This window comes from Micromonospora sp. NPDC005299, assembly GCF_042872345.1.
GTDB lineage: Bacteria > Actinomycetota > Actinomycetes > Mycobacteriales > Micromonosporaceae > Micromonospora.
Genome location: NZ_JBIAKG010000014.1, coordinates 92,905 through 118,038, shown reverse-complemented (window position 1 = coordinate 118,038; position 25,134 = coordinate 92,905). Strand labels below are relative to the sequence as shown.

21 protein-coding genes are annotated in these 25,134 nt (G+C 73.5%); 11 read left to right on the top strand and 10 right to left on the bottom strand.

Going from position 1 to position 25,134, the window contains the following annotated elements; genetic code table 11:
* Positions 1-284: 284 nt before the first annotated feature.
* From ACFYPD_RS30105 to ACFYPD_RS30090, 4 genes are all read left to right on the top strand, one after another.
* Positions 285-1,697: a PhoH family protein gene (locus tag ACFYPD_RS30105; RefSeq protein WP_387120799.1), complete on the top strand. Its 1,413-nt coding sequence runs from the start codon at positions 285-287 to the stop codon at positions 1,695-1,697.
* Between the two features lie 277 nt (positions 1,698-1,974).
* The gene (locus ACFYPD_RS30100) at positions 1,975-2,655 is read left to right on the top strand and encodes a lytic transglycosylase domain-containing protein (protein ID WP_387120796.1); all 681 of its coding nucleotides are present in this window, start codon (positions 1,975-1,977) and stop codon (positions 2,653-2,655) included.
* Positions 2,656-2,755: 100 nt separating this feature from the next.
* The gene (locus ACFYPD_RS30095; RefSeq protein ID WP_387120793.1) at positions 2,756-3,418 is read left to right on the top strand and encodes a rhomboid family intramembrane serine protease; all 663 of its coding nucleotides are present in this window, start codon (positions 2,756-2,758) and stop codon (positions 3,416-3,418) included.
* Between the two features lie 106 nt (positions 3,419-3,524).
* The gene (locus ACFYPD_RS30090; RefSeq protein ID WP_387120832.1) at positions 3,525-4,493 is read left to right on the top strand and encodes an NAD(P)/FAD-dependent oxidoreductase; all 969 of its coding nucleotides are present in this window, start codon (positions 3,525-3,527) and stop codon (positions 4,491-4,493) included.
* Positions 4,494-4,512: 19 nt separating this feature from the next.
* Here the strand turns inward: ACFYPD_RS30090 and ACFYPD_RS30085 are convergent, their stop codons facing one another.
* Positions 4,513-5,205: a TetR/AcrR family transcriptional regulator gene (locus ACFYPD_RS30085; protein WP_387120791.1), complete on the bottom strand. Its 693-nt coding sequence runs from the start codon at positions 5,203-5,205 to the stop codon at positions 4,513-4,515.
* A 136-nt stretch (positions 5,206-5,341) separates the two neighbouring features.
* On the opposite strand from ACFYPD_RS30085, the gene ACFYPD_RS30080 reads away from it, so the two are divergent.
* A complete protein-coding gene (locus tag ACFYPD_RS30080) occupies positions 5,342-6,259 on the top strand; it encodes an NAD-dependent epimerase/dehydratase family protein (protein ID WP_387120788.1) in 918 nt (305 codons plus the stop codon).
* Here ACFYPD_RS30080 and ACFYPD_RS30075 read toward each other — a convergent pair.
* Positions 6,228-7,229 (bottom strand): DMT family transporter, encoded by a 1,002-nt coding sequence (locus tag ACFYPD_RS30075; RefSeq protein WP_387120785.1) that lies wholly within the window; start codon positions 7,227-7,229, stop codon positions 6,228-6,230. The two genes, ACFYPD_RS30080 and ACFYPD_RS30075, sit on opposite strands and share 32 nt — an antisense overlap.
* Entirely contained in the window at positions 7,226-8,257 is a 1,032-nt protein-coding gene (glpX, locus tag ACFYPD_RS30070) for a class II fructose-bisphosphatase (protein WP_091313972.1), read from the bottom strand. Before glpX ends, ACFYPD_RS30075 begins: the two co-directional genes overlap by 4 nt.
* 159 nt (positions 8,258-8,416) lie before the next feature.
* Between glpX and ACFYPD_RS30065 the strand changes: the two genes are divergently transcribed.
* Together ACFYPD_RS30065 and ACFYPD_RS30060 are read left to right on the top strand one after the other, a co-directional pair.
* Positions 8,417-9,136, top strand: coding sequence for a DUF4245 family protein (locus tag ACFYPD_RS30065; protein WP_387120782.1), 720 nt, complete (start codon positions 8,417-8,419; stop codon positions 9,134-9,136).
* Between the two features lie 205 nt (positions 9,137-9,341).
* Entirely contained in the window at positions 9,342-10,181 is an 840-nt protein-coding gene (locus ACFYPD_RS30060; protein ID WP_387120779.1) for a hypothetical protein, read from the top strand.
* Between the two features lie 38 nt (positions 10,182-10,219).
* On the opposite strand, the gene ACFYPD_RS30055 is transcribed toward ACFYPD_RS30060, so the two are convergent.
* Positions 10,220-10,432, bottom strand: a complete 213-nt coding sequence (locus tag ACFYPD_RS30055) for an exodeoxyribonuclease VII small subunit (protein ID WP_262287098.1) — start codon at positions 10,430-10,432, stop codon at positions 10,220-10,222.
* A 14-nt stretch (positions 10,433-10,446) separates the two neighbouring features.
* Positions 10,447-11,661 carry an exodeoxyribonuclease VII large subunit gene (gene xseA / locus ACFYPD_RS30050; RefSeq protein WP_387120776.1) on the bottom strand — a complete coding sequence of 405 codons (1,215 nt, stop codon included), beginning with the start codon at positions 11,659-11,661 and terminating at the stop codon, positions 10,447-10,449.
* Between the two features lie 142 nt (positions 11,662-11,803).
* Here xseA and ACFYPD_RS30045 point away from each other — a divergent pair, with 142 nt between their 5' ends.
* Positions 11,804-12,790, top strand: a complete 987-nt coding sequence (locus ACFYPD_RS30045; protein ID WP_387120773.1) for a 4-hydroxy-3-methylbut-2-enyl diphosphate reductase — start codon at positions 11,804-11,806, stop codon at positions 12,788-12,790.
* 41 nt (positions 12,791-12,831) lie between these two features.
* On the top strand, positions 12,832-13,317 hold the full coding sequence (locus ACFYPD_RS30040) for a hypothetical protein (RefSeq protein ID WP_387120770.1): 486 nt from the start codon (positions 12,832-12,834) through the stop codon (positions 13,315-13,317).
* Positions 13,318-13,402: 85 nt separating this feature from the next.
* Here ACFYPD_RS30040 and ACFYPD_RS30035 read toward each other — a convergent pair whose 3' ends face one another.
* Together ACFYPD_RS30035 and ACFYPD_RS30030 are read right to left on the bottom strand one after the other, a co-directional pair.
* Positions 13,403-16,711 carry a S8 family serine peptidase gene (locus tag ACFYPD_RS30035; RefSeq protein WP_387120767.1) on the bottom strand — a complete coding sequence of 1,103 codons (3,309 nt, stop codon included), beginning with the start codon at positions 16,709-16,711 and terminating at the stop codon, positions 13,403-13,405.
* Positions 16,712-16,859: 148 nt separating this feature from the next.
* Complete coding sequence (locus ACFYPD_RS30030; protein WP_387120829.1) at positions 16,860-18,038, bottom strand: DNA recombination protein RmuC; 1,179 nt, start codon at positions 18,036-18,038, stop codon at positions 16,860-16,862.
* A 55-nt stretch (positions 18,039-18,093) separates the two neighbouring features.
* On the opposite strand from ACFYPD_RS30030, the gene ACFYPD_RS30025 reads away from it, so the two are divergent.
* Entirely contained in the window at positions 18,094-18,957 is an 864-nt protein-coding gene (locus ACFYPD_RS30025; protein WP_387120764.1) for a hypothetical protein, read from the top strand.
* Between the two features lie 80 nt (positions 18,958-19,037).
* Here ACFYPD_RS30025 and ppc read toward each other — a convergent pair whose 3' ends face one another.
* Positions 19,038-21,824, bottom strand: a complete 2,787-nt coding sequence (gene ppc / locus ACFYPD_RS30020; protein ID WP_387120761.1) for a phosphoenolpyruvate carboxylase — start codon at positions 21,822-21,824, stop codon at positions 19,038-19,040.
* A 123-nt stretch (positions 21,825-21,947) separates the two neighbouring features.
* Positions 21,948-22,985, bottom strand: a complete 1,038-nt coding sequence (locus tag ACFYPD_RS30015; RefSeq protein ID WP_387120758.1) for a hypothetical protein — start codon at positions 22,983-22,985, stop codon at positions 21,948-21,950.
* A gap of 86 nt (positions 22,986-23,071) precedes the next feature.
* Between ACFYPD_RS30015 and ACFYPD_RS30010 the strand changes: the two genes are divergently transcribed.
* Complete coding sequence (locus tag ACFYPD_RS30010; RefSeq protein ID WP_387120755.1) at positions 23,072-24,112, top strand: S66 peptidase family protein; 1,041 nt, start codon at positions 23,072-23,074, stop codon at positions 24,110-24,112.
* A 6-nt stretch (positions 24,113-24,118) separates the two neighbouring features.
* Here ACFYPD_RS30010 and ACFYPD_RS30005 read toward each other — a convergent pair whose 3' ends face one another.
* Positions 24,119-25,030, bottom strand: coding sequence for a cyclase family protein (locus ACFYPD_RS30005; protein WP_387120752.1), 912 nt, complete (start codon positions 25,028-25,030; stop codon positions 24,119-24,121).
* Between the last annotated feature and the right edge of the window lie 104 nt (positions 25,031-25,134).

Below are 25,134 nucleotides of genomic sequence, written 5' to 3'. Positions count from 1 at the left end.
ACCGGTGACGGCGGCTCCGCCGGCCGGGATGCGCGCAGGGGGCATGCATCCCGGCCGGTTCCGCCGCCCGCCGTTCATCTCCCCGTATGGGGTGATCCACTCGCACCACTAGCCGACGGGCGACGCGGCGATTAGCGTCTAGACATGGCACGGGGCTTTCCCGGGCCAGCCGGACAGCCCGGACCTGCGACCTCGCGCACGGGGCCCGCATCCGACCCCGTGTCCACCGGGCACCGGAAGAGGCGGAACTCGGGTGGCCGGGTGCCCATCCGCGGAGCAGGCCTGTGACCACTCGCCGTACCCCCGCCGGTGCCGACCAGACCCCGGCCGCGACCGCCACGACCCGCCGGACCACCCGCAGCCGCCGCGCGGCCGCCGCGTCCGCCGGCGCCGAGGAGCCCCGACCAGCCGGCCCGGCCTTCGTCCTGGACACCTCGGTCCTCCTCTCCGACCCCGCGGCGTTCCACCGCTTCGCCGAGCACGAGGTGGTGCTGCCGCTGGTGGTGATCTCCGAACTGGAGGGCAAGCGCCACCACCCCGAGCTGGGCTGGTTCGCCCGCCAGTCGCTGCGCATGCTGGACGAGCTGCGGGTGCGGCACGGCCGGCTGGACCGGCCGGTGCCCGCCAACGACCAGGGCGGCACCCTCCGGGTAGAGCTGAACCACACCGACGACGGGGTGCTGCCGCCCGGTTTCCGGAACGAGTCGAACGACGCCCGGATCCTCTCCGTGGCGCTCAACCTGGCCGCCGAAGGCCGCGAGGTCACGCTCGTCAGCAAGGACATGCCGCTGCGGGTGAAGGCGGCCTCGGTCGGCCTGCGGGCCGACGAGTACCGGCACGGCCAGGCCAGCGACCCGACCTGGACCGGAATGGCCGAGCTGGAGCTGGCCGAGGAGGAGATCGGCCGGCTGTACGCGGGCGAGACCCTCGACCTCGACGCCGCGGCCGGCCTGCCCTGCCACACCGGCCTGGTGCTGCACTCGGCGCGGGGCTCGGCGCTCGGCCGGGTGCTGCCCGACAAGACCGTCCGGCTGGTCCGTGGCGACCGGGAGGCGTTCGGCGTGCACGGCCGCTCCGCGGAACAGCGGGTGGCGCTCGACCTGCTGCTGGACGAGTCCATCGGCATCGTCTCGCTCGGCGGCCGCGCCGGCACCGGCAAGTCCGCCCTGGCCCTCTGCGCCGGTCTGGAGGCGGTGATGGAGCGCCGCCGGCACAAGAAGGTCGTCGTGTTCCGCCCGTTGTACGCGGTCGGCGGTCAGGAACTGGGCTACCTGCCCGGCTCGGAGTCGGAGAAGATGTCGCCCTGGGCGCAGGCCGTCTTCGACACGCTCGGCTCGGTGGTGCACGAGAACGTGCTGGAGGAGGTGACCTCGCGGGGCCTGCTGGAGGTCCTGCCGCTCACCCACATCCGCGGCCGGAGCCTGCACGACGCCTTCGTCATCGTCGACGAGGCGCAGTCGCTGGAGCGCGGCGTCCTGCTCACCGTGCTGTCCCGCATCGGCCAGGGGTCGCGGGTGGTGCTGACCCACGACGTGGCCCAGCGGGACAATCTCCGGGTCGGCCGGCACGACGGGGTGACCGCGGTGATCGAGGCGCTGAAGGGTCATCACCTCTTCGCGCACGTCACGCTCAGCCGTTCGGAGCGTTCTCCCATCGCCGCCATGGTGACCGATCTGCTGGAGGACATTCCGCTCTGAGGCTTACCTTTGCCCGAGTTTGATTGCATTCGTCTTGTGGCGCAGATCACAATCCGCGTCCTTGGTTTCCCATCAGCCTCACTGTGCGCGATGGTGTCCAACGAGCGCCCATGCACCAGGAAGATCGTCGAGCATCGTTCGCCACAGCACGGCGAAGGAGCCACGAGCACCGGTGCATCGGCTGCGACCGCGAGGGTCGGGGCGCTCACGGCGCCGGCGCGGCCGATCCAGGGCCACGCGTCGCGCCGTGTCCTTGCCCCCGACGAAGGGACACTTCGTGAGTCGGCTGTGGAGCCGGTTCGGCGCCCGCACGGCCGCTGTCGCACTGCTCTCCGTGGGCGTTGCCGGCGGCTTCTATCTGGGCGAAGACCGACAGACCCAGCAACAGGGCCTGACCGCGCAGGTCGGCCTGGAGGTCGACCGGGCGGAGTACGCGTACCAGCGCGACCGCCAGGCCGACCACCGCATGGCGTCGGCCAAGCAGCGTTCCGCCGAGTACCAGGCGAAGCTGCGGGCCGCTGCGGCGGCCAAGGAGGCCGCCGAGCGGGCCAAGGAGGCCGAGGCGGCGGCCGCGTCCCGCAAGAAGGAGCGGGAGGCCGCGGAGAAGGCGGCGGCCAAGCCGTACGACGGGCCGATCCCGGCCTCCTGCGAGGAGTTCAGCGGCAACCGCAAGATCGGCTGCGCGATCATGCTCGACGAGGGCTTCGGCATCGACCAGTTCCCCTGTCTGGACAAGCTCTGGACCAGGGAGAGCGGCTGGAACCACAAGGCCTACAACGAGGGGTCCGGCGCGTACGGCATCCCGCAGGCCCTGCCGGGCAGCAAGATGAGCTCGGTGGCCGACGACTGGAAGACCAACCCGGCCACCCAGATCAAGTGGGGCCTCGGCTACATCGAGGGCCGCTACGACGACCCGTGCGGCGCCTGGCAGCACTCGCAGAACTCCGGCTGGTACTGATCGGACACCGACGGCGGGGCGTGCGGAGATTCGCACGCCCCGCCGTCGTCGTGTCGCTCCCGGGTGGCGGTTCGCCCCGATTGCTGATAGCACTTGACGGATGACCTGGCACGACGGCCCCATGGGCGGCGACCCCCACCGGTTCGGCACCGAGGCGTTCTACGCCTCGCTCGGCCGGGCCTTCGTCGCCATGTGCGCGGTCGTGCCGGTGCTGTTCCTCATCGAGGCCGTCGACGTCGGCCTGCGCGCCGACCTCGACGTCACCGCCGGCATCATCCCGCACCGCATCCAGGGGCTGGACGGTGTGTTCTTCTCGCCGTTCCTGCACGCCGGCTGGAACCACCTCTACAGCAACAGCATCCCGCTGATCCTGCTCGGCACCTTCGTGCTGGCCGCCGGCACCCGCCGGTTCCTCTGGTCCACGCTGGTGATCATCCTGGTCAGCGGCCTGGGGGTGTGGTTCACCGGCTCGCCCAACTCGGTGGTGGTCGGCGCGAGCGGGGTGATCTTCGGCTACCTCGGCATCCTGCTCACCCGCGGCATCGTCGAGCGGAGCTGGTGGAACTTCGCCGTGGTGCTCCTCGTCGGCCTGCTCTACGGCTGGCAGCTGCTCGGCATCCTCCCCACCGACGAGCGCATCTCCTGGCAGGGGCACCTGTTCGGGTTGCTCGGCGGTGCCGTCGCCGCGATCCTGTTCCGCCGCCGCCCGGCGGAGACGGCGGGGCGGGACCGGCTCGGGTCACCCCCGGTCACGCTGCCCTGACGGCACGTCCACCCGCCGGCGGGACGTGCTTGCCCGTGGCCACCGGCCCGCCTACCGTCGAGATCAGCACGCGTTGATCCCTGGCGAAATGACGGGACGGTACGCCATGCGCGAGGTCGATGTCGCCGTGATCGGAGCGGGCCCCGCCGGGCTGTTCGCCGCCTACTACGCCGGGTTCCGCGGGCTCTCCGTGGCGGTGATCGACGCGCTGCCCGAGCCGGGTGGCCAGGTCACCGCCATGTACCCGGAGAAGCTCATCCTCGACGTCGCCGGGTTCCCCGCCATCAAGGGGCGGGAGCTGGTCGCCAACCTGGTCGCCCAGGCCGCGCCCTTCCGCCCGGAATACCTGCTGGGGGTGCGCGCGGAGAAGCTGTCGTACCTGGACGGGCGGCCGGTGCTCGGACTGGCCGGCGGTGACCAGCTGCACTGCGGCGCGGTGCTCGTCACCGGCGGGCTGGGCAGCTTCACGCCCCGGCCGCTGCCGGTGGCGGACAGCTTCGTGGGCGCGGGCATCGTCTACTTCGTACCGCAGCCGACCGAGCTGACCGGGCGGGACGTGCTCATCGTGGGCGGCGGCGACTCCGCGTTCGACTGGGCGGTGACACTCGCCCCGATCGCCCGCTCGGTGACCCTGGTGCACCGGCGCGACCGGTTCCGCGCGCACGCCTCGACCGTCCACCGGGTGCGCGCGCTGCCGGTGCGGATCGTGGTCAACGCCGAGGTGAGCCGGCTGTACGGGGAGGACCGGGTCACCGGCGCCGAGCTGACCGTGCGCGGCGGCGCGGTGGAGACGCTGCCGGTGGACACCGTGGTGGCCGCGCTCGGGTTCACCGCCGACCTGGGCCCGCTCGCGGAGTGGGGGCTGAACCTGGACCGGCGGCACATCGTGGTGGACAGCGCGATGGCCACCAACCTGCCCCGGGTCTTCGCGGCCGGGGACATCACCGACTACCCGGGCAAGGTCCGGCTGATCGCCACCGGTTTCGGCGAGGCGGCCACCGCGATCAACAACGCGGCGGTCGTCATCGACCCGAGCGCGCACCTCTTCCCCGGCCACTCCTCCGACGGCACGTGACCCGGCGGCCGCGCCGGGCTCAGGCGGCGGGCAGGCCGATCAGGTCGGCCATCAGCCCGGTCTGGTGGTCGAAGTACTCGTCGCGGTGCGGCAGCGTCCGGTTGATCCGGCCGAACAGCTCGAAGCTGATCAACCCGAAGAGCTGGGTCCAGCCGGCCATGCCCCGCGCCAGCAGCGCGGGCGGCAGGTCGACGGCGAGCAGGCTGGCCAGCTCGGCCACGTCGGCCCGCAGCGGCTCGGGCAGCTCCTCGCCGGAGGCGTCGAGCCGGCCGGTGGCCACCCCGTCGCGGAGGATGCCGACCAGGGTCACCGGAGGCCGCTGGGCCGGCGCCACGGTGTCGTCCGGCGCCGCGTAGCCGGGGACCGGGCTGCCGTAGAGCAGGGCGTACTCGGCGGGGTGGGCGAGTGCCCAGGCCCGGGCGGCCCGGCACGCGGCGTGCCAACGCCCGCGCAGGTCGGCCTGATCGACGCCGGCGTCGGCCGCCTCCACCGCGTCGCCGAGCGCCTCGTACGCCTCCAGGATCAGCGCGGTGAGCAGGTCGTCGCGGCTGGGGAAGTAACGGTAGATCGCCGAGGAGACCATGCCCATGTCGCGGGCGACCGCGCGGAGCGAGAGGTTCGCGCCGTCGGTGGCCAGGTGGCGGCGGGCGACCCCCTTGATCTCGTCGATCATGCCGGCGCGGACCCGGGCGCGGAGCGAGTGAGCGACCATGCCTCCACTCTGCCACGGATGAGAGCGCCAATCAAAACCGAGAGCACTGCTCTTGACGAGCGAGGTCGATGTGGGTCATGCTCTGTTGCGAGAGCGGCGCTCTCGCTTGGAATCCCTGCTTCGAAGGGTGGCCCTCATGGCCCTGCACGTGATCGTCGGCGCCGGACCCGTCGGCACCGCCACCGCCCGCCTCCTCGCCGAGCGCGGCGACCGGGTGCGGGTGGTGACCTGCCGCGGCACCGGGCCCGCGCACCCCGCCATCGAGCGGATCGCCGCCGACGCCGCCGACGCCCACCGGCTGACCGCGCTGACCGAGGGCGCCGTGGCGCTGCACAACTGCGCCAACCCGGCGTACCACCGCTGGCCGCTGGACTGGCCGCCGCTGGCCGCCGCGCTGCTCACCGCCGCCGAACGGGCCGGCGCGGTGCTCGCCACCGTCGGCAACCTCTACGGGTACGGCCCGGTCCACGGCCCGATGACCGAGGCGACCCCGCTCGCCTCGACCGGCACCAAGGGGCGGGTCCGCAACCGGATGTGGGCCGACGCGCTGGCCGCGCACCGGGACGGCCGGGCCCGCATCACCGAGGTACGCGGCTCCGACTACCTCGGCGCCGACGGCACCTCGCTGGCCATGATGGTGCTGCCCCGGGTGCTCGCCGGGCAGCGGGTGTTCCTGCCGGTCGACTGGGACGCCCCGCACACCTGGACGTACATTCCCGACGTCGCCCGTACCCTCGTCGCCGCCGCGACCGACGAGCGGGCCTGGGGGCGGGCCTGGCACGTGCCCAGCGCGCCCGCCGTGTCGATGCGGGACCTGGCCGCCCGCGCGGCGGCCCTGGTCGGGGCGCCCGCGCCGCGACTGACGCGGATGCCGTACCCGGTGCTCTGGCTCGGCGGGCTGGCCAACCCGATGGCGCGGGAACTGCGGGAGACCGCGTACCAGTTCGACCGGCCCTTCGTGATGGACTCCGCTCCCGCCACCGCCACCCTCGGCGTCGAGGCGACGCCGCTGGACCGGGCGGTCAAGGAGACGGTGGCGGCGCTGCGGGGCTGAGCGGCCGCGGGGGCGGCCCGACCGCGGCGACCAGCACCGCGACCAGGGTCAGCGCCGCCCCCAGCAGGGTGGTCGGCGTGGGGTGCGAGGCGGCGGTGGGCAGCAGCAGGTCCAGCAGGACGGCGCCGACGACCTGACCGGCGATGGTGGCCAGGGCGAGCAGCAGCACGCCGGTGAACCGGACGATGGCGGCGGCCAGCGCGATGAACACGATGCCGATGGGGCCGCCCAGATAGAGCCACGGCTCGGTCGGGAAATCGCCGCTCGGGCGGCCCCGGACCGCCACCTCCACCGCGAAGGTGGCGAGCAGCGCCACCGTGCCGACGGTGAAGTTGACCAGCGTGGCGGTCACGGCGCTGCCGGCGGCCCCCCGGACCCGGCCGTTCACCGCCTGCTGCCAGGCGATGCCCACCCCGGCCGCCAGCGGCAGCAGCGCCAGCGCCAGGGCACCCGGGTCGCCGAGCCGGTCGCCCACCGCCAGCAGCACGGCCAGCACGGTGAGCACCGCGCCGACCAGCCGGTTCGGGGTGACCGCCTGCCGCCCGGTGGGGCCGATCCCGGCCCGGTCGACGAGCAGGCTGCTGCCGGACTGCCCGGCCACCACGGCGACCGTGAACACCGCCACGCCGAGGGTGCCGATGGTCAGCCCCTGGGTGGCGACCAGGAAGGCGCCGCAGACCCCGCCGAGGCACTGCCACGGCCGCAGCGAGCCGTCCCGGAGCGCGGCCCGCAGGGCGGACAGTCCCCGCCGGCCACCGGCGGTGGCGGGAACCAGCACCACCAGCACCAGCAGGCCCAGGCCGAACGAGACCACCGCGGCCGCGATCCCGTCGGCCAGCCGTACACCGAGTTCGCCGTTGATCCGGGACTGGACGGCCACCGCGACCCCCGAGGCGGTGGCCAGCCCGGTGCCGGCGATCCGCCGCGAGGCCGACAGCGTCGGGGGCGCCGCCGTCCCGGTCGCGGTCACTCCTGCTCGGCCAGGGGACGCCCGTCGAAGTCGACCGCCGAGTAGAGGGCCAGCTTCTCCAGCCGGTGGTAGGAGTCGATCACCCGGATCGTGCCGCTCTTGGAGCGCATCACGATCGACTGGGTGTACGCCCCGCCCGCCCGGTAGCGCACGCCGCGCAGCAGGTCCCCGGAGGTGACGCCGGTGGCCACGAAGAAGCAGTTGTCGCCGGTGACCAGGTCGTCGGTGAAGAGCACCCGGTCCAGGTCATGCCCGGCGGCCAGCGCCTTCTCCCGCTCCTCGGCGTCCTTGGGCCAGAGCTTCGCCTGCATCATGCCGCCCATGCACTTCAGCGCGCAGGCCGCCGTGATGCCCTCCGGGGTGCCGCCGATGCCCATCAGCACGTCGACGTCGGACTCGCCCCGGGCCGCCGCGATGGCGCCGGCGATGTCGCCGTCGGAGATGAACCGGATGCCCGCCCCGGTCCGTCGGATCTGCTTCACCAGGTCGTCGTGGCGCGACCGGTCCAGCACGCAGACCGTCACCTCGGCGGGGTCGGTGCCCTTGACCTTCGCGATCCGGCGGATGTTCTCGGCCACCCCGGCGTTGATGTCGACCACGTCGGCGTACATCGGGCCGACGGCGAGCTTCTCCATGTAGAAGACGGCGCTCGGGTCGAACATCGCGCCCCGCTCGGCCACCGCGAGCACGGCCAGCGCGTTCGGCATGCCCTTGCTCATCAGCGTGGTGCCGTCGATCGGGTCGACCGCCACGTCGACCTCGGGACCGGTCCCGTCGCCGACCTCCTCGCCGTTGAAGAGCATCGGGGCGTTGTCCTTCTCGCCCTCGCCGATCACCACGACGCCGCGCATCGGGATCGAGTTGATGAGCTTGCGCATGGCGTCGACGGCGGCTCCGTCGCCGCCCTCCTTGTCGCCCCGGCCGACCCAGCGGCCGGCGGCCATGGCCGCGGCCTCGGTCACCCGGACCAGGTCGAGGGCAAGGTTACGGTCGAGATCCTGGGGCGTCCGCGTCCTGGTGGTTGTCATGACGGCTTCCTCCTCGCGACGTTGCGGGGTGGACCGGCGGGATGCGGCCGTCGCCGCCGCCGGTTTTGTCGCTGATCCTCACACGATCTCAGGTTCGACGCCGGAGCGGGGCGGAGGAGGCCAGGATCACGTCACCCGGACGGCTGCGAGAATGGCCGGGTGGAACCCGCACAGCCTGCCGACCGCGTACCGACCGACGCCACCCCGCCCGACGGCCAGCCGCCGGTGCCGCCGACCGCCGGGGCGACCCCGCCGGCCGGGGAACCGGCCCTGGTCGAGTCGACCGGGGCCGTGCCGCCGGCCGACGCCGGGGCCGTGCCGCCGGCCGACGCCGGGGAGCAGCCCGCGCCGCCCGCCCGAAAGGAGAAGGCCCGGTCCGAGCGGTCGCCGAAGGACATGGCGCTGTCGCTGCTGGTTCTGCTGGTCCCGATCGCCCTGCTGCTCGCCTTCTACCGGGGCTTCCTCGGCGGGGACGCGCCGGTCACCGTCGACGCCGCGCCCGTCTTCGAGCAGGCCCGCGCCGCCAACGCCTTCCCGGTCGCCGAGCCGCGGGGGCTGGGCTCCGACTGGCGTACGGTCAGCGCCCGCTACCAGACCGAGTCCGGCGGCGGGACGCTGCGCATCGGCTACGTGACCCCGGAGGGCCGGGGCGCGCAGCTGGTGGAGAGCAACCTGCCGGCGGAGAAGCTGCTGCCGGCCGAGCTGAGCGGCGGCCAGCCGCAGGGCCCGGCCGAGCTGCCCGGCGGCGCGAGCTGGCAGCGGTACACCGCCCGGGGCAACGAGCAGGCATTCGTCCTGCTGGAGCCGAACCGCACCGTGATCGCGGTCGGCGACGCCGCGGAGGCCGAGCTGCGCGAACTCGTCACCTCACTGCGCTGACCCGCTACCGCCGCCGGCGTGAGGTCGTTCTCCCGCACCGGACAGGGATTGCGGAACACCGCTTCAGGGAACAGAAGAGGGCACGAGCCCGCCGGAGCCGACCACACCGGCCGGACCGGGCTCGTGCGCCGCAGCCGGCGTCCGGGCTGCGGCGCCCCGACTCCGGCACCTCCGTGGGCCGGACGACCCACCTGGAGAGGTTGACGTGACGATTCGACGCTTCAGCGCCACCGCGTTCGCCGCGGCGCTGCTCATCCCCGGCCTGGCCGCGTGCAACGACAACGGGACCGCCGGGGCGGGTGCCTCCGCGACCCCGGCCGCCTCCGGCAGCATCGCCCCGAGCGGCACCCCCGCCGGCGACGCCAAGCAGGCCCTGCTCGACTCCACCAACGCGATCCGCGACGGGAACTTCCGGTTCACCATGTCCGGCGCCGGCTCCACCGCCGAGGGGCAGGTGCACGAGCCCACCCAGAGCGCCGAGATGCGGATGACGATCGGCGACCCGTCGTCGGACCTGATGATGAAGCTGGACCTGGTCCACTACAAGCCGGACAGCTGGGTGAAGCTGGAGCTGGGCGGCAAGGCCGCCGCCGGCGTGCCCGGCCTGAAGAACCTCAACCTCGGCAAGTACCAGCACCTCGACCAGACCCGGATCCAGGGCAACCGGGCGCTCGGCTTCGACTTCGACAAGGTCGACCCGGCCGGCAGCGCGGTGCTGACCCAGGGCATCACCGAGGTCCGGCAGGCCGGCGACGGCGCGTACGCGGGCACCGTCGACGTGTCGAAGGCGGCCGAGGCGGGCTCCCTCGACCCGGCCGTGATCACCGCGCTCGGCGCGCAGGCCCAGTCGGTGCCGTTCACCGCCAAGGTCGACCCGCAGGGCCGGCTCAGCGAGCTGGTGCTCCAGATCCCGGCCGCCGGGCAGAGCGCCGCGCAGGACGTGAAGATCACCTACACGGACTACGGCAACGCCGCGGCCGCGCAGAAGCCCCCGGCCGGCCAGGTCGTCGAGGCGCCGGCCGAGTTCTACAACCTGTTCAACTGAGCATGCCGGCGGGACGGCTCCGGCCGTCCCGCCGCCGCTCAGTCCTCGGCGCGCTGCCGGGCGGCGTCGATGCGGGCCCGGGCGCCGTCCAGCCAGCGCTGGCAGATCCCGGCGAGCTGCTCGCCGCGCTCCCAGAGCGCCAGCGACTCCTCCAGCGAGGTGCCGCCCGCCTCCAGCCGCTCGACCACCGAGGCCAGCTCGGCCCGGGCCTGCTCGTAGCTGAGCCGCTCGTCCTTCGTCGTGTCAGTCATCGGGTCCCATTCCATCAGCCGTCCACGGTGGCGGTCAGTTCGCCCTCGGCGAGGCGGATCCGCAGCGGGTCGCCCTTGGCCACCTCGGACGCGGCGCGGACCACGTGCCCGTCGGCGCGCTGGACGATGGCGTAGCCCCGGTCGAGGGTGGCCGCGGGGGAGAGGGCGCGCAGTCGCGCCAGGGTGTGCCGCAGGTCGTCGCCGGCGGCGCCGAGCCGATGATCCAGGCAGCGGCCGGCCCGGTCGCGCAGCGCGGTGACGTCGGTGGCGCGCTGGTCGACCATCACCTGCGGGCGGGCCAGCACCGGCCGGGAGCGCTGCAGGTCGAGCCGGTGCTGCTCCCGGTCGACCAGGTTGCGCACCGCCCGCTCCAGCCGGGACCGGGCCTGGCCGATGAGGCGCACCTCCTCGGCGAGGTCGGGCACGATGCGCTTCGCCGCGTCGGTCGGTGTGGAGGCGCGCACGTCGGCGACGTAGTCGAGCAGCGGCGTGTCGGTCTCGTGGCCGATCGCGCTGACCACCGGCGTGCGGCAGGCGAAGACCGCCCGGCAGAGCGCCTCGTCGGAGAAGGGCAGCAGGTCCTCGATGCCGCCGCCGCCCCGGGCGATGATGATCACGTCGACCGTCGGGTCGGCGTCGAGCACCTTGAGCGCGCCGACGATGTCGGGCACCGCGCTCGGCCCCTGCACCGCCACGTTGACCGTCCGGAACTCCACGGCCGGCCAGCGGCGGCGGGCATTCGTCAGCACGTCCCGCTCGGCGGCCGAGGCGCGGCCGGTGATCAGCCCGATCCGGCCGGGCAGGAACGGCGGCCGGCGCTTGCGGGCCCGGTCGAAGAGCCCCTCGGCGGCCAGCAGCTTCTTGAGCTTCTCCAGCCGGGCCAGCAGCTCGCCCAGCCCGACCTGGCGGATCTCGTCGGCGCGCAGGCTCAGCGTGCCCCGGGCGGCATAGAACTCGGGCTTGGCGTGCAGCACCACCCGGGCGCCCTCGCTCAGCTCGGGTGCGCCCGCGTCGAGCACGTCGCGGTTCGTGGTGACGGTCAGGCTGAGATCCGCCGACGGGTCACGCAACGTCAGGAAGACGGTGCTCGCTCCCGGCCGCCGGCTGATCTGCGCGATCTGCCCGTCGACCCACACCCACCCCAGCCGGGCGATCCAGGCACCGATCTTCTGGCTGACCACCCGGACCGGCCACGGCTCCTCGGACGTGCTCCGCTCCGCTTCGCTCACCCGCCCACCCTAAGGCCCACCCCCGACGAGGCCTGCGTCGATCATGAGGTTGACGGCGATGTCGATCTCCGGAACCGCCGCTCACCTCATGATCGATGCCTCAGGCAGGGGTCGGTGGAAAACGGGCACGTACGATGGTCGGGTGACTGATGCTGAGACGACTCCCCGGACCGGCAAGCGCGTGCTCCTGGCCAAGCCCCGCGGCTACTGCGCGGGCGTGGACCGGGCGGTGCAGACCGTCGAGGAGGCGCTGAAGCTCTACGGCGCGCCGATCTACGTGCGCAAGCAGATCGTGCACAACAAGCACGTGGTGCAGACGTTGGAGGCCCAGGGCGCGATCTTCGTGGAGGAGAACGAGGAGGTGCCGGAGGGCGCCACCGTCATCTTCTCCGCGCACGGCGTGGCCCCCGAGGTCTACGAGCAGGCCAAGGTGCGCTCGCTCAAGGCGATCGACGCGACCTGCCCGCTGGTCACCAAGGTGCACCAGGAGGCCCGGCGGTTCGCCGCCGAGGACTACGACATCCTGCTGATCGGCCACGAGGGGCACGAGGAGGTCGTCGGCACCGCCGGTGAGGCGCCCGCGCACATCCAGCTGGTGGACGGCCCGGACGGCGTCGACAAGGTGACCGTGCGCGACCCCGGCAAGGTCGTCTGGCTCTCCCAGACCACCCTCTCGGTCGACGAGACCCTGGAGACCGTGGCCCGGCTCAAGCAGCGGCTGCCGCTGCTCCAGTCGCCGCCCAGCGACGACATCTGCTACGCGACCTCCAACCGCCAGCACGTGGTGAAGGAGATCGCCCCGGACTGCGACGTGGTGATCGTGGTGGGCTCGCGGAACTCCTCCAACTCCGTCCGCCTCGTCGAGGTGGCGCTGGACGCCGGCGCCCGGGCGGGGCACCTGGTCGACTTCGCGCACGAGATCGACGACGCCTGGCTGGAGGGGGCCCGCACCGTGGGGCTGACCTCGGGCGCCAGCGTGCCGGATGAGTTGGTCCAGCAGGTGCTCGCGCATCTGGCCGAGCGCGGCTTCGCCGACGTCGAGGAGGTCACGACCGCCAACGAACGGCTGACCTTCTCGCTGCCGCAGGAGCTCAAGCGCGACCTGAAGGCCGCGGCGGCCCGCGGCTGACCGGCCGGAACGAAATGGCCGCCGACCGCGTCCAACCCGTCATGAAGACTCCTCGGACGGTGCTCGTCGCCCTGCTCGCCGGCGCGGCGCTGACCGCCTGCGCCGGCCCGGGCAGCGAGCCCGGCGGCCCCAGCCCGTCGGGGGCCACCCCGGTGACCAGCAGCACCGGGCGGTGCGAAACATGGCCCGCCTGCGAGCCCAATCCCGGCCCCAGCCCGACAGGAGCCGCCCCGGTGACCAGCCAGCCCGACCCCGGCCCCAGCGTCGGCCCGAGCCGCCCGAATCCCACCTGGAAGGGCGGCCCGTCGAAGCCGCCGGGCCCCGGTGCCACCACGCTCAGCGGCACGATCCGCGCCGGTGTCGAGCCGAACTGCCTGCTGATCGACGACCACCTGCTGATCGGCGGCCCGCGCGACCTGCTCAAGCCCGGCACCCGGGTCGAGGTCACCGGGCGCCCGGAGCCCGGCATGATGACCACCTGCCAGCAGGGCACGCCCTTCGTCGTCGAATCCGCCCGCCGCGCCTGACGCGAGCCCCGCGCCCTGCTCAACGGGCCGGAAACGGCGGAGCCCCGCCCCCGGACGGGGGGGCGGGGCTCCTGGGTTCAGCGGGTCAGTTGACCGCACCGACCTCCACCGAGCCGCGGCCGACGACCGCGCCCTCGACGGTGGTGACGGCCAGGTCACCGTAGAGCTCCCGGCCGGCGGCCGGGGTGGAATTGGCGGTCACCGTGCCGGTCAGGGTGGTGGTGGCGCCGTTGGCCAGGGACAGCGGGGTGCTGGGGGCGGAGAGCGAACCCAGCGCCGGGGCGGCGAACGAGTCGCGGTAGTCGTACGCGGTGGTCGGGTCGCTCACCGCGTAGCCGTCCACGACCACCCGGTAGGTGCCGGCGGCCGGGTTGGACAGGGTGACCGCCTCCTCCGAGTCACCGTCGGCCGACTGGCCCACCCGGGTCGCGCCGAGGAAGACCGACAGGTCCAGGTCGGCGCTCAGGTCGGACGGGTTGCCGATCCGCGCGGTGAACGAGGTGGCACCCGCCGGGACGTCCACCGTGTACTCCTGGCGACCGCCCGTGGCGATGCTCGGCCGCTCCGCGTGCACGCTGGCCAGCGGGCCGCCGACGCCGGTCACCTGGACCGGGCCGAAGGCGTTGGTCAGGCCCCAGCTCACCTCGGTCGGGGCGCCGGCGGTCACCGACGGCAGCTCGACCACGGCCGGCTCGACCGTGACGCCCTGCACCCGGGCCTGCAGCTGGAACGGGTTGTCCAGCGCCGGCGACGTGCGGCGGGCCTCCACCTCGAGCTCCCAGACGCCCGGGATCGGGTTCTGGTAGTCCCGCTCCTGCGGCTTGCAGGCGGCGGCGTCGGAGAAGTTGGTGTAGCAGGCGGTGCTCGCGGTGCTCTCGACCGGCACGCCGTACGGGTTGATGGCGATGAACCGGGTCTGCGAGCCGGTGGCGATGCCGGAGAGGTTGACCTGGAGCGCGCCCGCGCCCTCCGGGACCGTCACGAAGTACGAGGTGAAGCCGTTCCGCTCGACCGAGCCCCCGGTGGAGAACGAGTAGGCCGGGGCGGAGACCGCGTTCGAGGCGACCACGACGGCGGCGACCTCGAAGTCGACCACCGAGGTGGCCGCGTCGTCGACGGTCATGATCGCGCCGTGCGCGCCGGCGGTCAGCGGCTTGGCCTTCACCTTGACGGTGACGGTCTTGTTCAGCGGCAGCCACACGACCTGCGGGGCCGAGAAGGTGCCGTCGTTGCCGCGGAACGCGACGGTGTGCTTGAGGCCCTTGTTCGGGCCGCTGGTGCGGGTCAGCTTGACCTCGTAGTAGCGGCTCTCCTTGACCTTCTGCCCGCCCTTGCCGGCCGCGCAGCGGTTGTAGATGCCGGTGCCCATGTTCGGGTTCGGCTCGAACTGGCCGGAGTCCTTGTTGTACTTCGTCAGGTTCCCGGAGAGCTCGGTGCAGACCGGCGCCTCGGAGGTGTACGTCCGGGTCTGCACGCCCGCGGCGAGCAGGCCCCACGCGCCCGGCACGTTGAACATGCCGTAGCCCTGCGCGTACGTCGGGACGCCCGCGATCGGCTTGGCGGAGGTGTAGATGGCCCGGCGCAGCGCGGCCGGGGTGACGCCCTTGTCGGTCGCCTTGGCCGCCGAGAGCAGCAGCGCGGCGGCGCCGGTGGCCTGCGGCGAGGCCATCGAGGTGCCGTTCAGCATCTGGTAGCCCGGGGGCAGCGGGTAGCCGGCCTCGGGGACCGGGTTGCCGGGCTGCCAGGTCGGCGCGGTGGAGATGGCCGAGCCGGGGGCGGTCACGTTGGGCTTGAAGCCGCCGTCCTCACGCGGGCCGCGGGAGGAGAAGTTGAACAGCCAGTTGCCCTTGCGGACCACCGAGCCGTAGTTGGCCAGCCAGGTGTCCTTGCTGATGTTCGCGGCCACGCTGACCACGTTGCCGGCGACCGACGGGTCGCCGACGGTGTTCAGGCCCGGGCCCGAGTTGCCGGCCGAGATGAACATCTGCACGCCGTAGGTGCTGATGAGCTCGTCGTAGAGGTTGGCGCGCGCGTTGGAGCCGTCGTTGAGCGCCGGCAGGCCGCCGATCGACATGTTGACCACGTCGACCTTGCGGTTGACCACGAGGTCCACCATGCCGGTGGTGAGCGCCGCGGCGGTGCAGCCGCCGCCCCAGGAGCAGGCCCGGGCGGAGACCAGCTTGGCGCCCGGGGCGGCGCCGTCGAAGGCGCTGTTGCCCAGCATGTCGTTGGCGGCGGTGATGCCGGCGACGTGGGTGCCGTGGGTGGCCTCGATGATGCCGATGTTCACGTAGTCGACCAGGCCGGGGCCGCCGGCCGGGGTGGTGTCGACGTCCTCGCGGTACTCGACGACGAACGGCATCTGGTCGCGCACCGCGGTGGCCGGGTTGTCGGTGCCGAAGTGGCCGACCTGGAACTTCTCCTTGTACGGCCGCATCACCTCGTCATCGGTGAAGTCGCGGTTCTGGTTGACGTCGACCCGGATGTCGTGGGTCACCGGGTTGTACAGGATGCCCCAGGAGTCGGTGGTGTCACCGTCCCGGTTGACGTCGCCGGCCGGGTCGCTGCCGACCGTGATCGACTCGCGGAAGGTGTTGAAGCGGTAGGTGCCGGCGGGAGCGGTCCAGGTGACGGCGGAGGCACCGGTGCCGGTGGTGAAGGAGGGGCCCGCCACCTCGGTGATCATGGAGCGCCAGGTGGCGTCCTCCAGCGGGTCCGTGGCGGTCACCCAGTCGACGATCTTGCGCTCGCCCGTGGTGGTCTTCTGCAGCGCCGGCTGGTCCAGGTCGATCCCGGAGTCCATGATGCCGATGGTGACGCCGCGGCCGTCCCACTCCGGGTGCGCGGCCTTGAAGGTCTCGGCACCGGTCTCGTTGGTGGGCATGTACGGGTTGACCGCGCCGGTGTCGGCGCCCGGACCGGCCAGGGTCTCGCCCTGCGCGACGGTCTTCGCGCCGGCCGGGGCGGCCTCGGGGGCCGGGTCGGGGAGCTTGATGGTCTCGTCGAGGTCGACGGCGGAGACGCCGGGGAGCGTCGCGGCCTTGAGGACCTTCGCGGTGGGGACCTTGGCCAGCACGTAGCCGACCTGGTCGTAGCGCTGGCTGACCGTGGCGCCCAGGCTGGCCAGCCCGTCGGCGACCTTCTTGGCCGAGCCCTTCTTGGCGGCGATGATCAGCGTGACGGTCGGGGCGTGCTTCGCCTCCGCCTCGTCCAGCAGCTTGGCGTCGTGGGCGCCCAGCGTCTCGGCGGCGGTCGGCTGCGAGGCGTCGGGGGCGGTGGCGGGGGCAGCGCTCGCGGTCGCGGCGCCACCTCCGACGGTCATGGCGCCGGCCGCCAGGACCGAGGCGAAGAGCGCGGCGGAGGTACGCCGGCTCCGGTTGCGGGGTTGACTCACGTTCTCTTCCTCCAGAGAACAGGGCCCTTCAGGAGACAGGGCACGCGTGACAGCGATCCTTCGGCCTGGCCCTGTCGGTGTCACTACTCCGAAGTAGGTTGTGACCACTCCGTGACTCGGATCGGCCGACGTCGTCACGTTCCGAGTGTCAACCGTCGATGCGCGCTGGCCGTTCGGCCGATGTGGACGGCCCCTCCACCAGCTCCGGGGCCTGCGGCTGGCGGGGCGCCAGCTCGACCTGCGCCGGGGCGGCCAGCTCCTGGTCGGAGACGCCCAGCTCGGCCAGCTTGCGCGCGCTGACCAGCACCCGCGCCTCCAGCGAGCCGACCGCCCGGTTGTAGGCGGTCACCGCACCGCCCAGCGCGCCGCCGAGCTTGCCGACGTGGTCGCCCAGGGTGGACAGCCGCCCGTAGAGCTCGCGGGCCAGCGAGTGCACGGTGGCCGCGTTGCGGGCCAGTGCCTCCTGCCGCCAGGAGTAGGCCACCGTGCGCAGCAGCGCCACCAGGGTGGCCGGCGTGGCCAGCACCACGTTGCGGGCGAAGGCGTGCTCCAACAGCGACGGGTCGCGCTGCAACGCCACGTCGAGGAACGGGTCGGCCGGCACGAACAGCACCACGAAGTCCGGGGTCTGGTCGAACGCCGCCCAGTAGGTCTTGGCGGCCAGCCCGTCGACGTGCGCCCGCAGGTGCCGCGCGTGCGCGTCGAGGTGGGTGTCCCGACCCCGCTCGTCGCGCGCCTCCATGGCCGTCAGGTAGGCGTCGAAGGGCGCCTTGGCGTCGACCACCACCGTGCGGCCGCCGTGCAGCCGGACCACCAGGTCGGGGCGGACCCCCTGGTGGTCGGTGGCGGCCGTGACCTGCTCGTTGAAGTCGCAGTGCTCCAGCATGCCGGCCGCCTCGACGATCCGGCGGAGCTGGTGCTCACCCCAGCGGCCGCGCACCTGCGGGGCGCGCAGCGCCGCGACGAGCTGCTTGGTCTCGGTGCGCAGCTCGCCGGAGACCGCGCTCATCGACCGCACCTGCTCGCGCAGCTCGGCGTAGGCGTCGACCCGGTCGCGCTCCAATTCGGCGACCCGCTGCTCGTAGCGGCGGAGGGTGTCGTGCAGCGGGGCCACCGCCCGGGCCACCGCCTCCTGGGACTGCGCGGTCGCCTCGTAGCTGAGCGCCCGCATCGACTGCTCCAGCCGCCCCTCGCCCTCCCGGGTGGCGGCCAGCGTCGCCTCCAGCCGGGCGATCTCGGCCGCCGAGCGGGACCGGGCGGCCAGCCAGCCCACCGCGCCGCCCGCGGCGAGGCAGAGCACCACCACGGCCAGCGTCGAGAAGCTCATGCCGAAGAGCTTGCCAAACGGGTACGACGTGCGCCCGCTGGGTACGTTCGAGGTCATGGAGGTTGCCCTGTGGGTGGTCTTGATCCTGATGCTCGGAGGTGCCCTGGTGTTCTGGCGGTGGCGGAGCAGGTCCCGGCGGGCCACCGAGCTGGCCGACGCGCGCGCTGAGGCGCAGCGCTGGTACGAGCGGCTCGGCGGGCAGTTGATGAACCTGCACGGGGACGCCCCGGCGGTCCGCCAGGCGCTGGCCGACGCGGGTGAGCGCTACAACGCGGCCGGCTCCCAGCTGGAGCAGGCGGGCACCCCGCACCAGTTCGCGCTGGCCCGGGAGACCGCGCTGGAGGGGCTGGCGTACATCCGGGCGGCGCGGACCGCCATGGGCATCGACCCGGGCCCGGAGCTGCCGCCGCTGGCCGCCGCCCGCGGCGCCGGCATGCTGACCAAGGAGCGCGAGGTCAACGTGCAGGGGCAGACCTACCGGGCCGGCCCCCAGCCGGGAAACCAGACTCCCTACTACTATCCGGGCGGAAACTGGCAGGGCCGCCCGGTGCCGGCCGGCTGGTACTCGACGCCGTGGTGGAAGACCGCGCTGGGCACCGGAGCCGGCGTGCTCGGCGGCATCCTGATCGCCGACGCGCTCTTCTCACCCGCCTTCGCCGACCCGGGCTACGGCTACGAGGCCGGCTACCAGGAGGGCTTCAACGACGGCTTCGACGACGGCCAGGACCAGGGCGGCGACCAGGGCCACGACCAGGGCGGCGACCAGGGCCAGGACTTCGGTGACCAGGGCCAGGACTTCTCCGGCCAGGGCGACTACGCCGCCAGCCAGGGCGACTACGGCGGCGGGGATTTCGGCGGCGACTTCGGCGGAGGCGACTTCGGGGGCGGGGATTTCGGCGGCGGCGGCGGCGACTGGTGAGCCGCGCTCGCCACGCCAGTGGCGTCAGCAGGGGCCCCCTGCTGTGCGGCATGCGTTGACAGGGGACCCTTCCGTACACCTCAGCCGGTGTTGCGCATGCCGGCGGCGATGCCGTTGACCGTGGTGAGCAGCGCCCGCTCCAGCGCCGTACCGTCGTTCGGGGCGCGCCGCCCGCCCGGCGCGGTGGCCATCGCGCGGCCCGCGGCGCCGGAGTCCCGGTACTGCTGCAGCAGCGCCACCTGGAGATGGTGCAGCGGCTCCAGGTAGGTGTCCCGCACGGCGAGGGTGCGCTGGAGCACGGGCGAGTTGTCCAGCAGGGCCGGCGAGGCGGTGACCGCCAGCACCTCCTGCTTGGTCAGCTCGTACTCCTGCTCGATCTTCTCGAAGATCGGGTGCAGCTTCTTCGGGACCAGGGTCTCCACGTAGCGCCGGGCGATGGTCAGGTCGGTCTTGGTCAGCATCATCTCGACGTTCGACAGGAACGTGCGGAAGAAGTGCCAGTTCCGGTTCATCTCGGCCAGCACGTCCTCCAGACCGGCCGCGCGCGCGGCGGCCAGCCCGGAGCCCACGCCGAACCAGCCGGGCACGATCTGCCGGGTCTGCGTCCAGCCGAACACCCAGGGGATGGCCCGGAGGCCGGCCAGGCCGGCACCGGTGTTCGGCCGCTTCGCCGGCCGGGAGCCGATGTTGAGCGCGCCGAGCAGCTCGGTCGGGGTGGAGGCCCAGAAGTAGGCCGGCAGGTCGGGGTCCTCGACCAGCGACCGGTAGGACCGGAAGGCCGACTCGGAGACCACGTCCATGGTCGCGTCCCAGCGCTCCAGCATCTCGGCCGGCTGCCGGGGCGCGGTGTGCAGCAGCGTCGCCTGGAGCACCGCCGCCACGGTCAGCTCCAGGTTCTCCCGGGCCAGCGCGGGCAGCGTGTACTTGTCGGAGATGACCTCGCCCTGCTCGGTCACCTTGATCGCGCCGTCCAGCGTGCCGTAGGGCTGGGCCAGGATGGCCTCGTGGGTGGGGCCGCCGCCCCGGCCGACCGTGCCGCCCCGGCCGTGGAAGAGCCGCAGGTGTACGCCGTGCCGCGCGGCCACGTCCCGCAGCGCGCGCTGGGCGCGGTGGATGGACCACTGGCTGGTGGTGATGCCGGCCTCCTTGTTGGAGTCGGAGTAGCCCAGCATCACCTCCTGCACGTCGCCACGGGCCGTCACCAGCGCCCGGTAGGCCGGCAGGGACAGCAGCTCATCCAGCAGCTCGCCGCCGGCGTTCAGCTCGGCCGGGGTCTCCAGCAGGGGCACGAAGCCGACCCGGGCCCGACCGCTGTGCGCGTCGACCAGGCCGGCCTCGCGGGCCAGCACGACCGCGGCGAGCACGTCGTCCACGCCCATGGTCATCGAGATGATGTACGACTCGATCACCTCGGCGCCGAACCGGTCCTGCGCCTCGCGGATCGCCCCGAACACGTCGAAGGTCTTCTGCGCCGCCTCGGTGAGCGGGCTGTCCAGGGTGGAGAGTGGCCGGCGGCCGGCCAGCTCGTCGGCGAGCAGCTTGGTGCGCTCCAGCCGGGTCAGCGACGGGTAGTCGGACACCTCGCCGACCGCCGTGTAGAGCTGGGCGAGCACCGCGTGGTGCGCCTCGGCGTGCTCGCGCACGTCCATGGTCGCCAGGTGCAGCCCGAACGCGGAGACCGTGCGGATGGTGGACGCCAGCCGGCCCACGGCGGTGAGCTGCCCGGAGTTGCGGGCCAGCGAGGCGCGCAGCAGCTCCAGGTCGGCGATCAGCTCGGCCGAGCCGCGGTAGTCCCGTCCCGGCACGTGCGGGGTGGCGGCGCGCAGCCGCTCCCGGGTGTTGGCCAGCTTCGCCTTCACGCACCGTGCCTTGAGCCGGTAGGGCTCCTCGGCGTTGACCCGGCGGAACCGGGGCGCCACCTCGGGCAGCGCGTCCAGGTCGGCGGCCAGGCTGGCGGAGAGGTCGAGGGAGACCGCGCGCAGCCGGCGGGAGACGCTGACCTCGCTGATCAGCGCGTCCATCGCCTTCTCGGTGGCCTCGATGCCGTGCTCGTGCTGGATGCGCAGCACCTCGCGGGTGACCGCCGGGGTGACGAACGGGTTGCCGTCCCGGTCGCCGCCGATCCAGGTGCCGAAGGTCAGCGGGCGGGCGGTCGGCGAGGTCTCCACGCCGAGGGTGCGCAGCGTGTCGGCGAGGTCGTCGAGGACCTGCGGGGCGGCCTCGGCGTGCAGGTCGCGCAGGTAGTAGATGGCGTTGCGGGCCTCGTCGGTCGGGTCCGGCCGGTCCAGCCGCAGCTCGTCGGTCTGCCACATCAGGTCGAGCAGCTCGGCCAGGCGCCGGTTGGCCGGCCCCTCGTCGCTGGCGCCGTAGAGAATCGCATTGGCGGTCTCGGCGTCCAGTTCGTCCGCGATGGCGCGCAGCTTGGACAGGATGGACCGGCGGGCCGCCTCGGTGGGGTGGGCGGTGAAGACCGGGCGTACCGCGAGCCGGCGGGCCGCACCGGCGATCTCCTCGGCCGGCACCCCGCGCTCGGCGATCATCTTGGCCGCCTGGTCCAGCCAGCCGCCGTGCGTGGCCCGCCGCCGGCGCAGGTCGCGGGCCCGGTGCACCTGCTCAGTGATGTTGGCCAGGTGGAAGTAGGTGGAGAAGGCCCGGGCCAGCTTGGTGCCGGTGGTGACGTCGAGCCCGGCGAGGCGCTGGGCGGCGGCCGGCGGGTCCGAGCGGACCTGGGCGCGGATCTCCTCGACCAGGTCGAGCAGCGGCCGGCCCTCCTGGCGGGCGAGGGTCTGCCCGAGCAGCGTGCCGAGGCGGCGGATGTCGGCCCGGAGAGCGGCGTCGGGCCCGTCGTGGTCGTGCTGGTCGGTCACGGTGCGCTCCTTACGCGAGTACGAAGGACAGCGCTGTCCGACTCTCTGGATGGTATCCGCGCGGGCCCCGGCGGCAGGAGGGGGACCACGTGATGATCTGCACTTCGGGACGGGTCGAGCGACTCAGGCATCGGCGACGGGGGTGCCGGGGCGGGCCCGCGCCGCGCGCCGGTGCGCCCGGAAGATCGTCGCGGTGACCAGCCCGAGGACCCCGAGCAGGGCCCAGAGGGTGAGCCCGGTCAGCGCCCAGCCCGTCGAGCGGCGGTCGAAGTAGACCGCCGACTTGACCAAATCGGTGGTCAGGCCGGGCAGGTTCCACCGGTGCATCCCGCGCAGCCAGGCCGGCAGGAACTCCGGAGCGTAGATGCCGCCCGAGCCGGGGTTGCCGAGCACCACCAGCAGCAGGATCACGAGGCCGGTGCCGAGCAGCCCGAGCCACGCCTGCACGGCGGTGGCCACCATGGCGGCGGCGAAGACCGCCAGCGCACCGACCGCCGCGACCGCCGGGATGTCGTGGTGCCAGACGTCGAGCGCCGGGCCGACGACGGTGGCGCCGACGATGCCCAGCACGATCGAGTAGACCGCCAGGGCGGCGACGCGCAGCCCGGCCCGGGGCAGGCTGACCGGGGCGGCGCCGGTCTGCAGGCCCAGTGCGGTGGAGGCCAGGTAGCCGCCGAGCACGTAGCCGACCGCCAGGTAGAAGGGCACCAGCCCGCGGGGGTCGGTCCGCTCCACCGGCACCTCGTCGGTGACCTGGATCGGCAGGTTGGCCTGCTGGGCGGCCTGGCCGAGCACCTGGGTCACCAGGTCGGTGGCGGCCGGGGCGGAGGCGCTGGCGGTGGCCAGGCGCAGGCCGTTGTCCGGGCCGGAGGTGAGCACGCCGTACACCTCGCGGGCCGTCAGTCCGTCGTCGGCGGCGCCCGGGTCGTCGTACTCGATGGGTTCGATCTTGTCGGTGCGCTGGCGCACGGCGGCCATCACCGCCTCGGCGCGCTGGTCGCCGAGGACGACCCCGACGGGCACGTCGTGGGGCCGGGGTTGGTGCAGCGCGCCGACGTAGGCGGCGATGAACGCGGTGGCCACGGCGAGCGTGCCGAGCAGCAGCGCCCCCGCGCGGGGCAGCCAGTCGCGTACCGGAGGGGTCCGCTGCGCCTCGTCCACGCGCTCAGCCTATTGCCCGCAAATGCCGGGCTCGGGCGGTTTCCTCCGGGCCGGAATTCGCTGGCCCGGGCCGATAACTTCGGATCATGACGCTGCCCAGCTACCCCCCGAAGCCGAAGCCTGGTGACCGGGTCGCGGTCGTCTCGCCTTCCGCCGGCCTGCCGGGCCTCTTCCCGCACGTGTACGAGCTGGGCCTGCGCCGGCTCCGCGAGGAGTTCGGGCTGGAGCCGGTGGAGTATCCGACCACCCGGCAGGTCGGGGCCGACCCGCGGGACCGGGCGCGCGACCTGACCGCCGCCTTCGCCGACCCGATCGTCACCGCGGTGCTCGCCACGGTCGGCGGGGACGACCTGATCACGGTCACGCCGTTCCTGGACGACGCGGTGCTGCGGGCCAACCCGAAGCCCTACTACGGCTACTCCGACAACACCAACGTCCTCAACCACCTCCACCGGCTGGGGATCGTCGCCTACCACGGCGGATCGGTGCTGGTGCACCTCGGCCGGTCCGGGGCGCCGCACCCGCTCACGTTCGACTCGCTGCGGGCGGCGCTGTTCACCTCCGGCTGGTACGAGCTGACCCCGGCGCCGGAGTGGGGCGACGAGCCGCGCGACTGGCGGGACCCGGCGACGCTCGCCGACGAGCCGGTGATGTTCCCCGGCGAGGGCTGGCGCTGGCACGGGCCGGCCCGGGTGGTGCAGGGGCGGACGTGGGGCGGCTGCCTAGAGATCATTCACTGGCTCATGGCGACCGACCGGGTGCCATCGGCGGCCGAGCTGGCCGGGTCGGTGCTGGTCGTCGAGACCTCCAACGAGCTGCCCGGCGCCCAGGAGGTCTTCCGGATCGTGCGCAACCTGGGCGAGCGCGGGCTGCTCGCCGCCTTCCCGGCGATCGTGGTGGGCCGGCCCAAGGCGTGGGACTTCGACCGGCCGCACACCCTGGACGAGCGGCGGGCCTGGGGCGAGGCCCAGCGCGAGGCGATCCTCCGGGCCCTCGCGCCGTACGCCGACGACCCGGTGGTGGTCTTCGACGTCGACCTCGGCCACACCGACCCGCAGCTGATCGTCCCGTACGGCGGCGAGATCCGGGTCGACGCGGTCGAGCGCCGGATCTCGGTGCGCTACTGACCGGGGTCAGCCGTCGACGGTGGCGAAGGCGCGGACCGGGAAGGTGCCCATGCCGGCCACCCGGGGCGGGGCGGCGGTGAACCGGAACCCCTCCGGCGGCAGGGCGGCCAGGTTGGTCAGGTGTTCGACGATCGGCACCCCGGCCGCGAGCAGGGCGCTGTGCGCCGGGCGCTCCCCGGCCGCCGCCGGGGTCATGTCGTCGATGTTGATCGAGTCGATGCCGACCAGTGCCGCCCCCGCCTCGACCAGCCACTCCGCGCCGTCGGCGGTCAGGTGGGGCGCGTCGGGGCCGGCGTACCGGTCGGTGCCGAAGTGCGTGTCCCAGCCGGTGTGCAGCAGCACCGCCCGGCCGGTCACCTCGTACGGGGCGAGCAGCAGCCGGTCCACCGCCCGGGTGCCGGCCGGCACCCGGACCACCACCCCGGGCAGGTCGGCGAGGCGGTCCAGCGGGACGCCGGTCAGGTCCGGGCCGTCCGCCCAGCGGTGCGCCGGCGCGTCCACGTAGGTGCCGGTGTTGGCGATCATGTCGATCCGGGCCACGTGGAACTCGACGCCCGGCGCGTACCGCTCCCGGGACGCCTCGCGGGTCAGCCAGTCGGTGATCCGGGGCGGCTGCCAGCCGGGCAGGGTGACCATGCCGTCGGTGATCACGTGGCTGAGCTCGACGAGTCGCCGCCCGTTGGCCGCCGGGACGGCCACCCCGCGGCCGCCCTTGTGCGGCTCCTCGACCACCGTCCGGTTGGTGATCCGCACCTCGCCGACCATGAGCAGCCCGAGGTGCCGCACGAGGAGCGCGGCCAGCTCGTCGTCGCTGATCTCCGGGCCCGGGACGTCCAGCCGGAACCTGTCGGTCCGCAGCCCGCCGCCGTTCGCGAAGATCACCTCGGCGTCGAAGACCGCCCGGTACTCACCCGTCATGCGCCTCACCGCACCACGCCCACGCGCACCCGTCAAGATCCATCTCAGCGCCCCGGCGCACACCTCCGGCTGCGGCCCGGAATGTCCGGGCAGCGGGATAGTCT

What these genes read in the sequence shown, in the direction of transcription:
- glpX (WP_091313972.1), bottom strand. Translation starts at nt 8,257, where the DNA reads ATGACAACCACCAGGACGCGGACGCCCCAGGATCTCGACCGTAACCTT.
- ACFYPD_RS30030 (WP_387120829.1), bottom strand. Translation starts at nt 18,038, where the DNA reads ATGAGCTTCTCGACGCTGGCCGTGGTGGTGCTCTGCCTCGCCGCGGGC.
- ACFYPD_RS30025 (WP_387120764.1), top strand. Translation starts at nt 18,094, where the DNA reads ATGGAGGTTGCCCTGTGGGTGGTCTTGATCCTGATGCTCGGAGGTGCC.
- ACFYPD_RS30005 (WP_387120752.1), bottom strand. Translation starts at nt 25,030, where the DNA reads ATGACGGGTGAGTACCGGGCGGTCTTCGACGCCGAGGTGATCTTCGCG.
- ACFYPD_RS30055 (WP_262287098.1), bottom strand. Translation starts at nt 10,432, where the DNA reads ATGACTGACACGACGAAGGACGAGCGGCTCAGCTACGAGCAGGCCCGG.
- ACFYPD_RS30010 (WP_387120755.1), top strand. Translation starts at nt 23,072, where the DNA reads ATGACGCTGCCCAGCTACCCCCCGAAGCCGAAGCCTGGTGACCGGGTC.
- ACFYPD_RS30040 (WP_387120770.1), top strand. Translation starts at nt 12,832, where the DNA reads ATGAAGACTCCTCGGACGGTGCTCGTCGCCCTGCTCGCCGGCGCGGCG.
- ACFYPD_RS30080 (WP_387120788.1), top strand. Translation starts at nt 5,342, where the DNA reads ATGGCCCTGCACGTGATCGTCGGCGCCGGACCCGTCGGCACCGCCACC.
- ACFYPD_RS30090 (WP_387120832.1), top strand. Translation starts at nt 3,525, where the DNA reads ATGCGCGAGGTCGATGTCGCCGTGATCGGAGCGGGCCCCGCCGGGCTG.
- ACFYPD_RS30085 (WP_387120791.1), bottom strand. Translation starts at nt 5,205, where the DNA reads ATGGTCGCTCACTCGCTCCGCGCCCGGGTCCGCGCCGGCATGATCGAC.
- ACFYPD_RS30095 (WP_387120793.1), top strand. Translation starts at nt 2,756, where the DNA reads ATGACCTGGCACGACGGCCCCATGGGCGGCGACCCCCACCGGTTCGGC.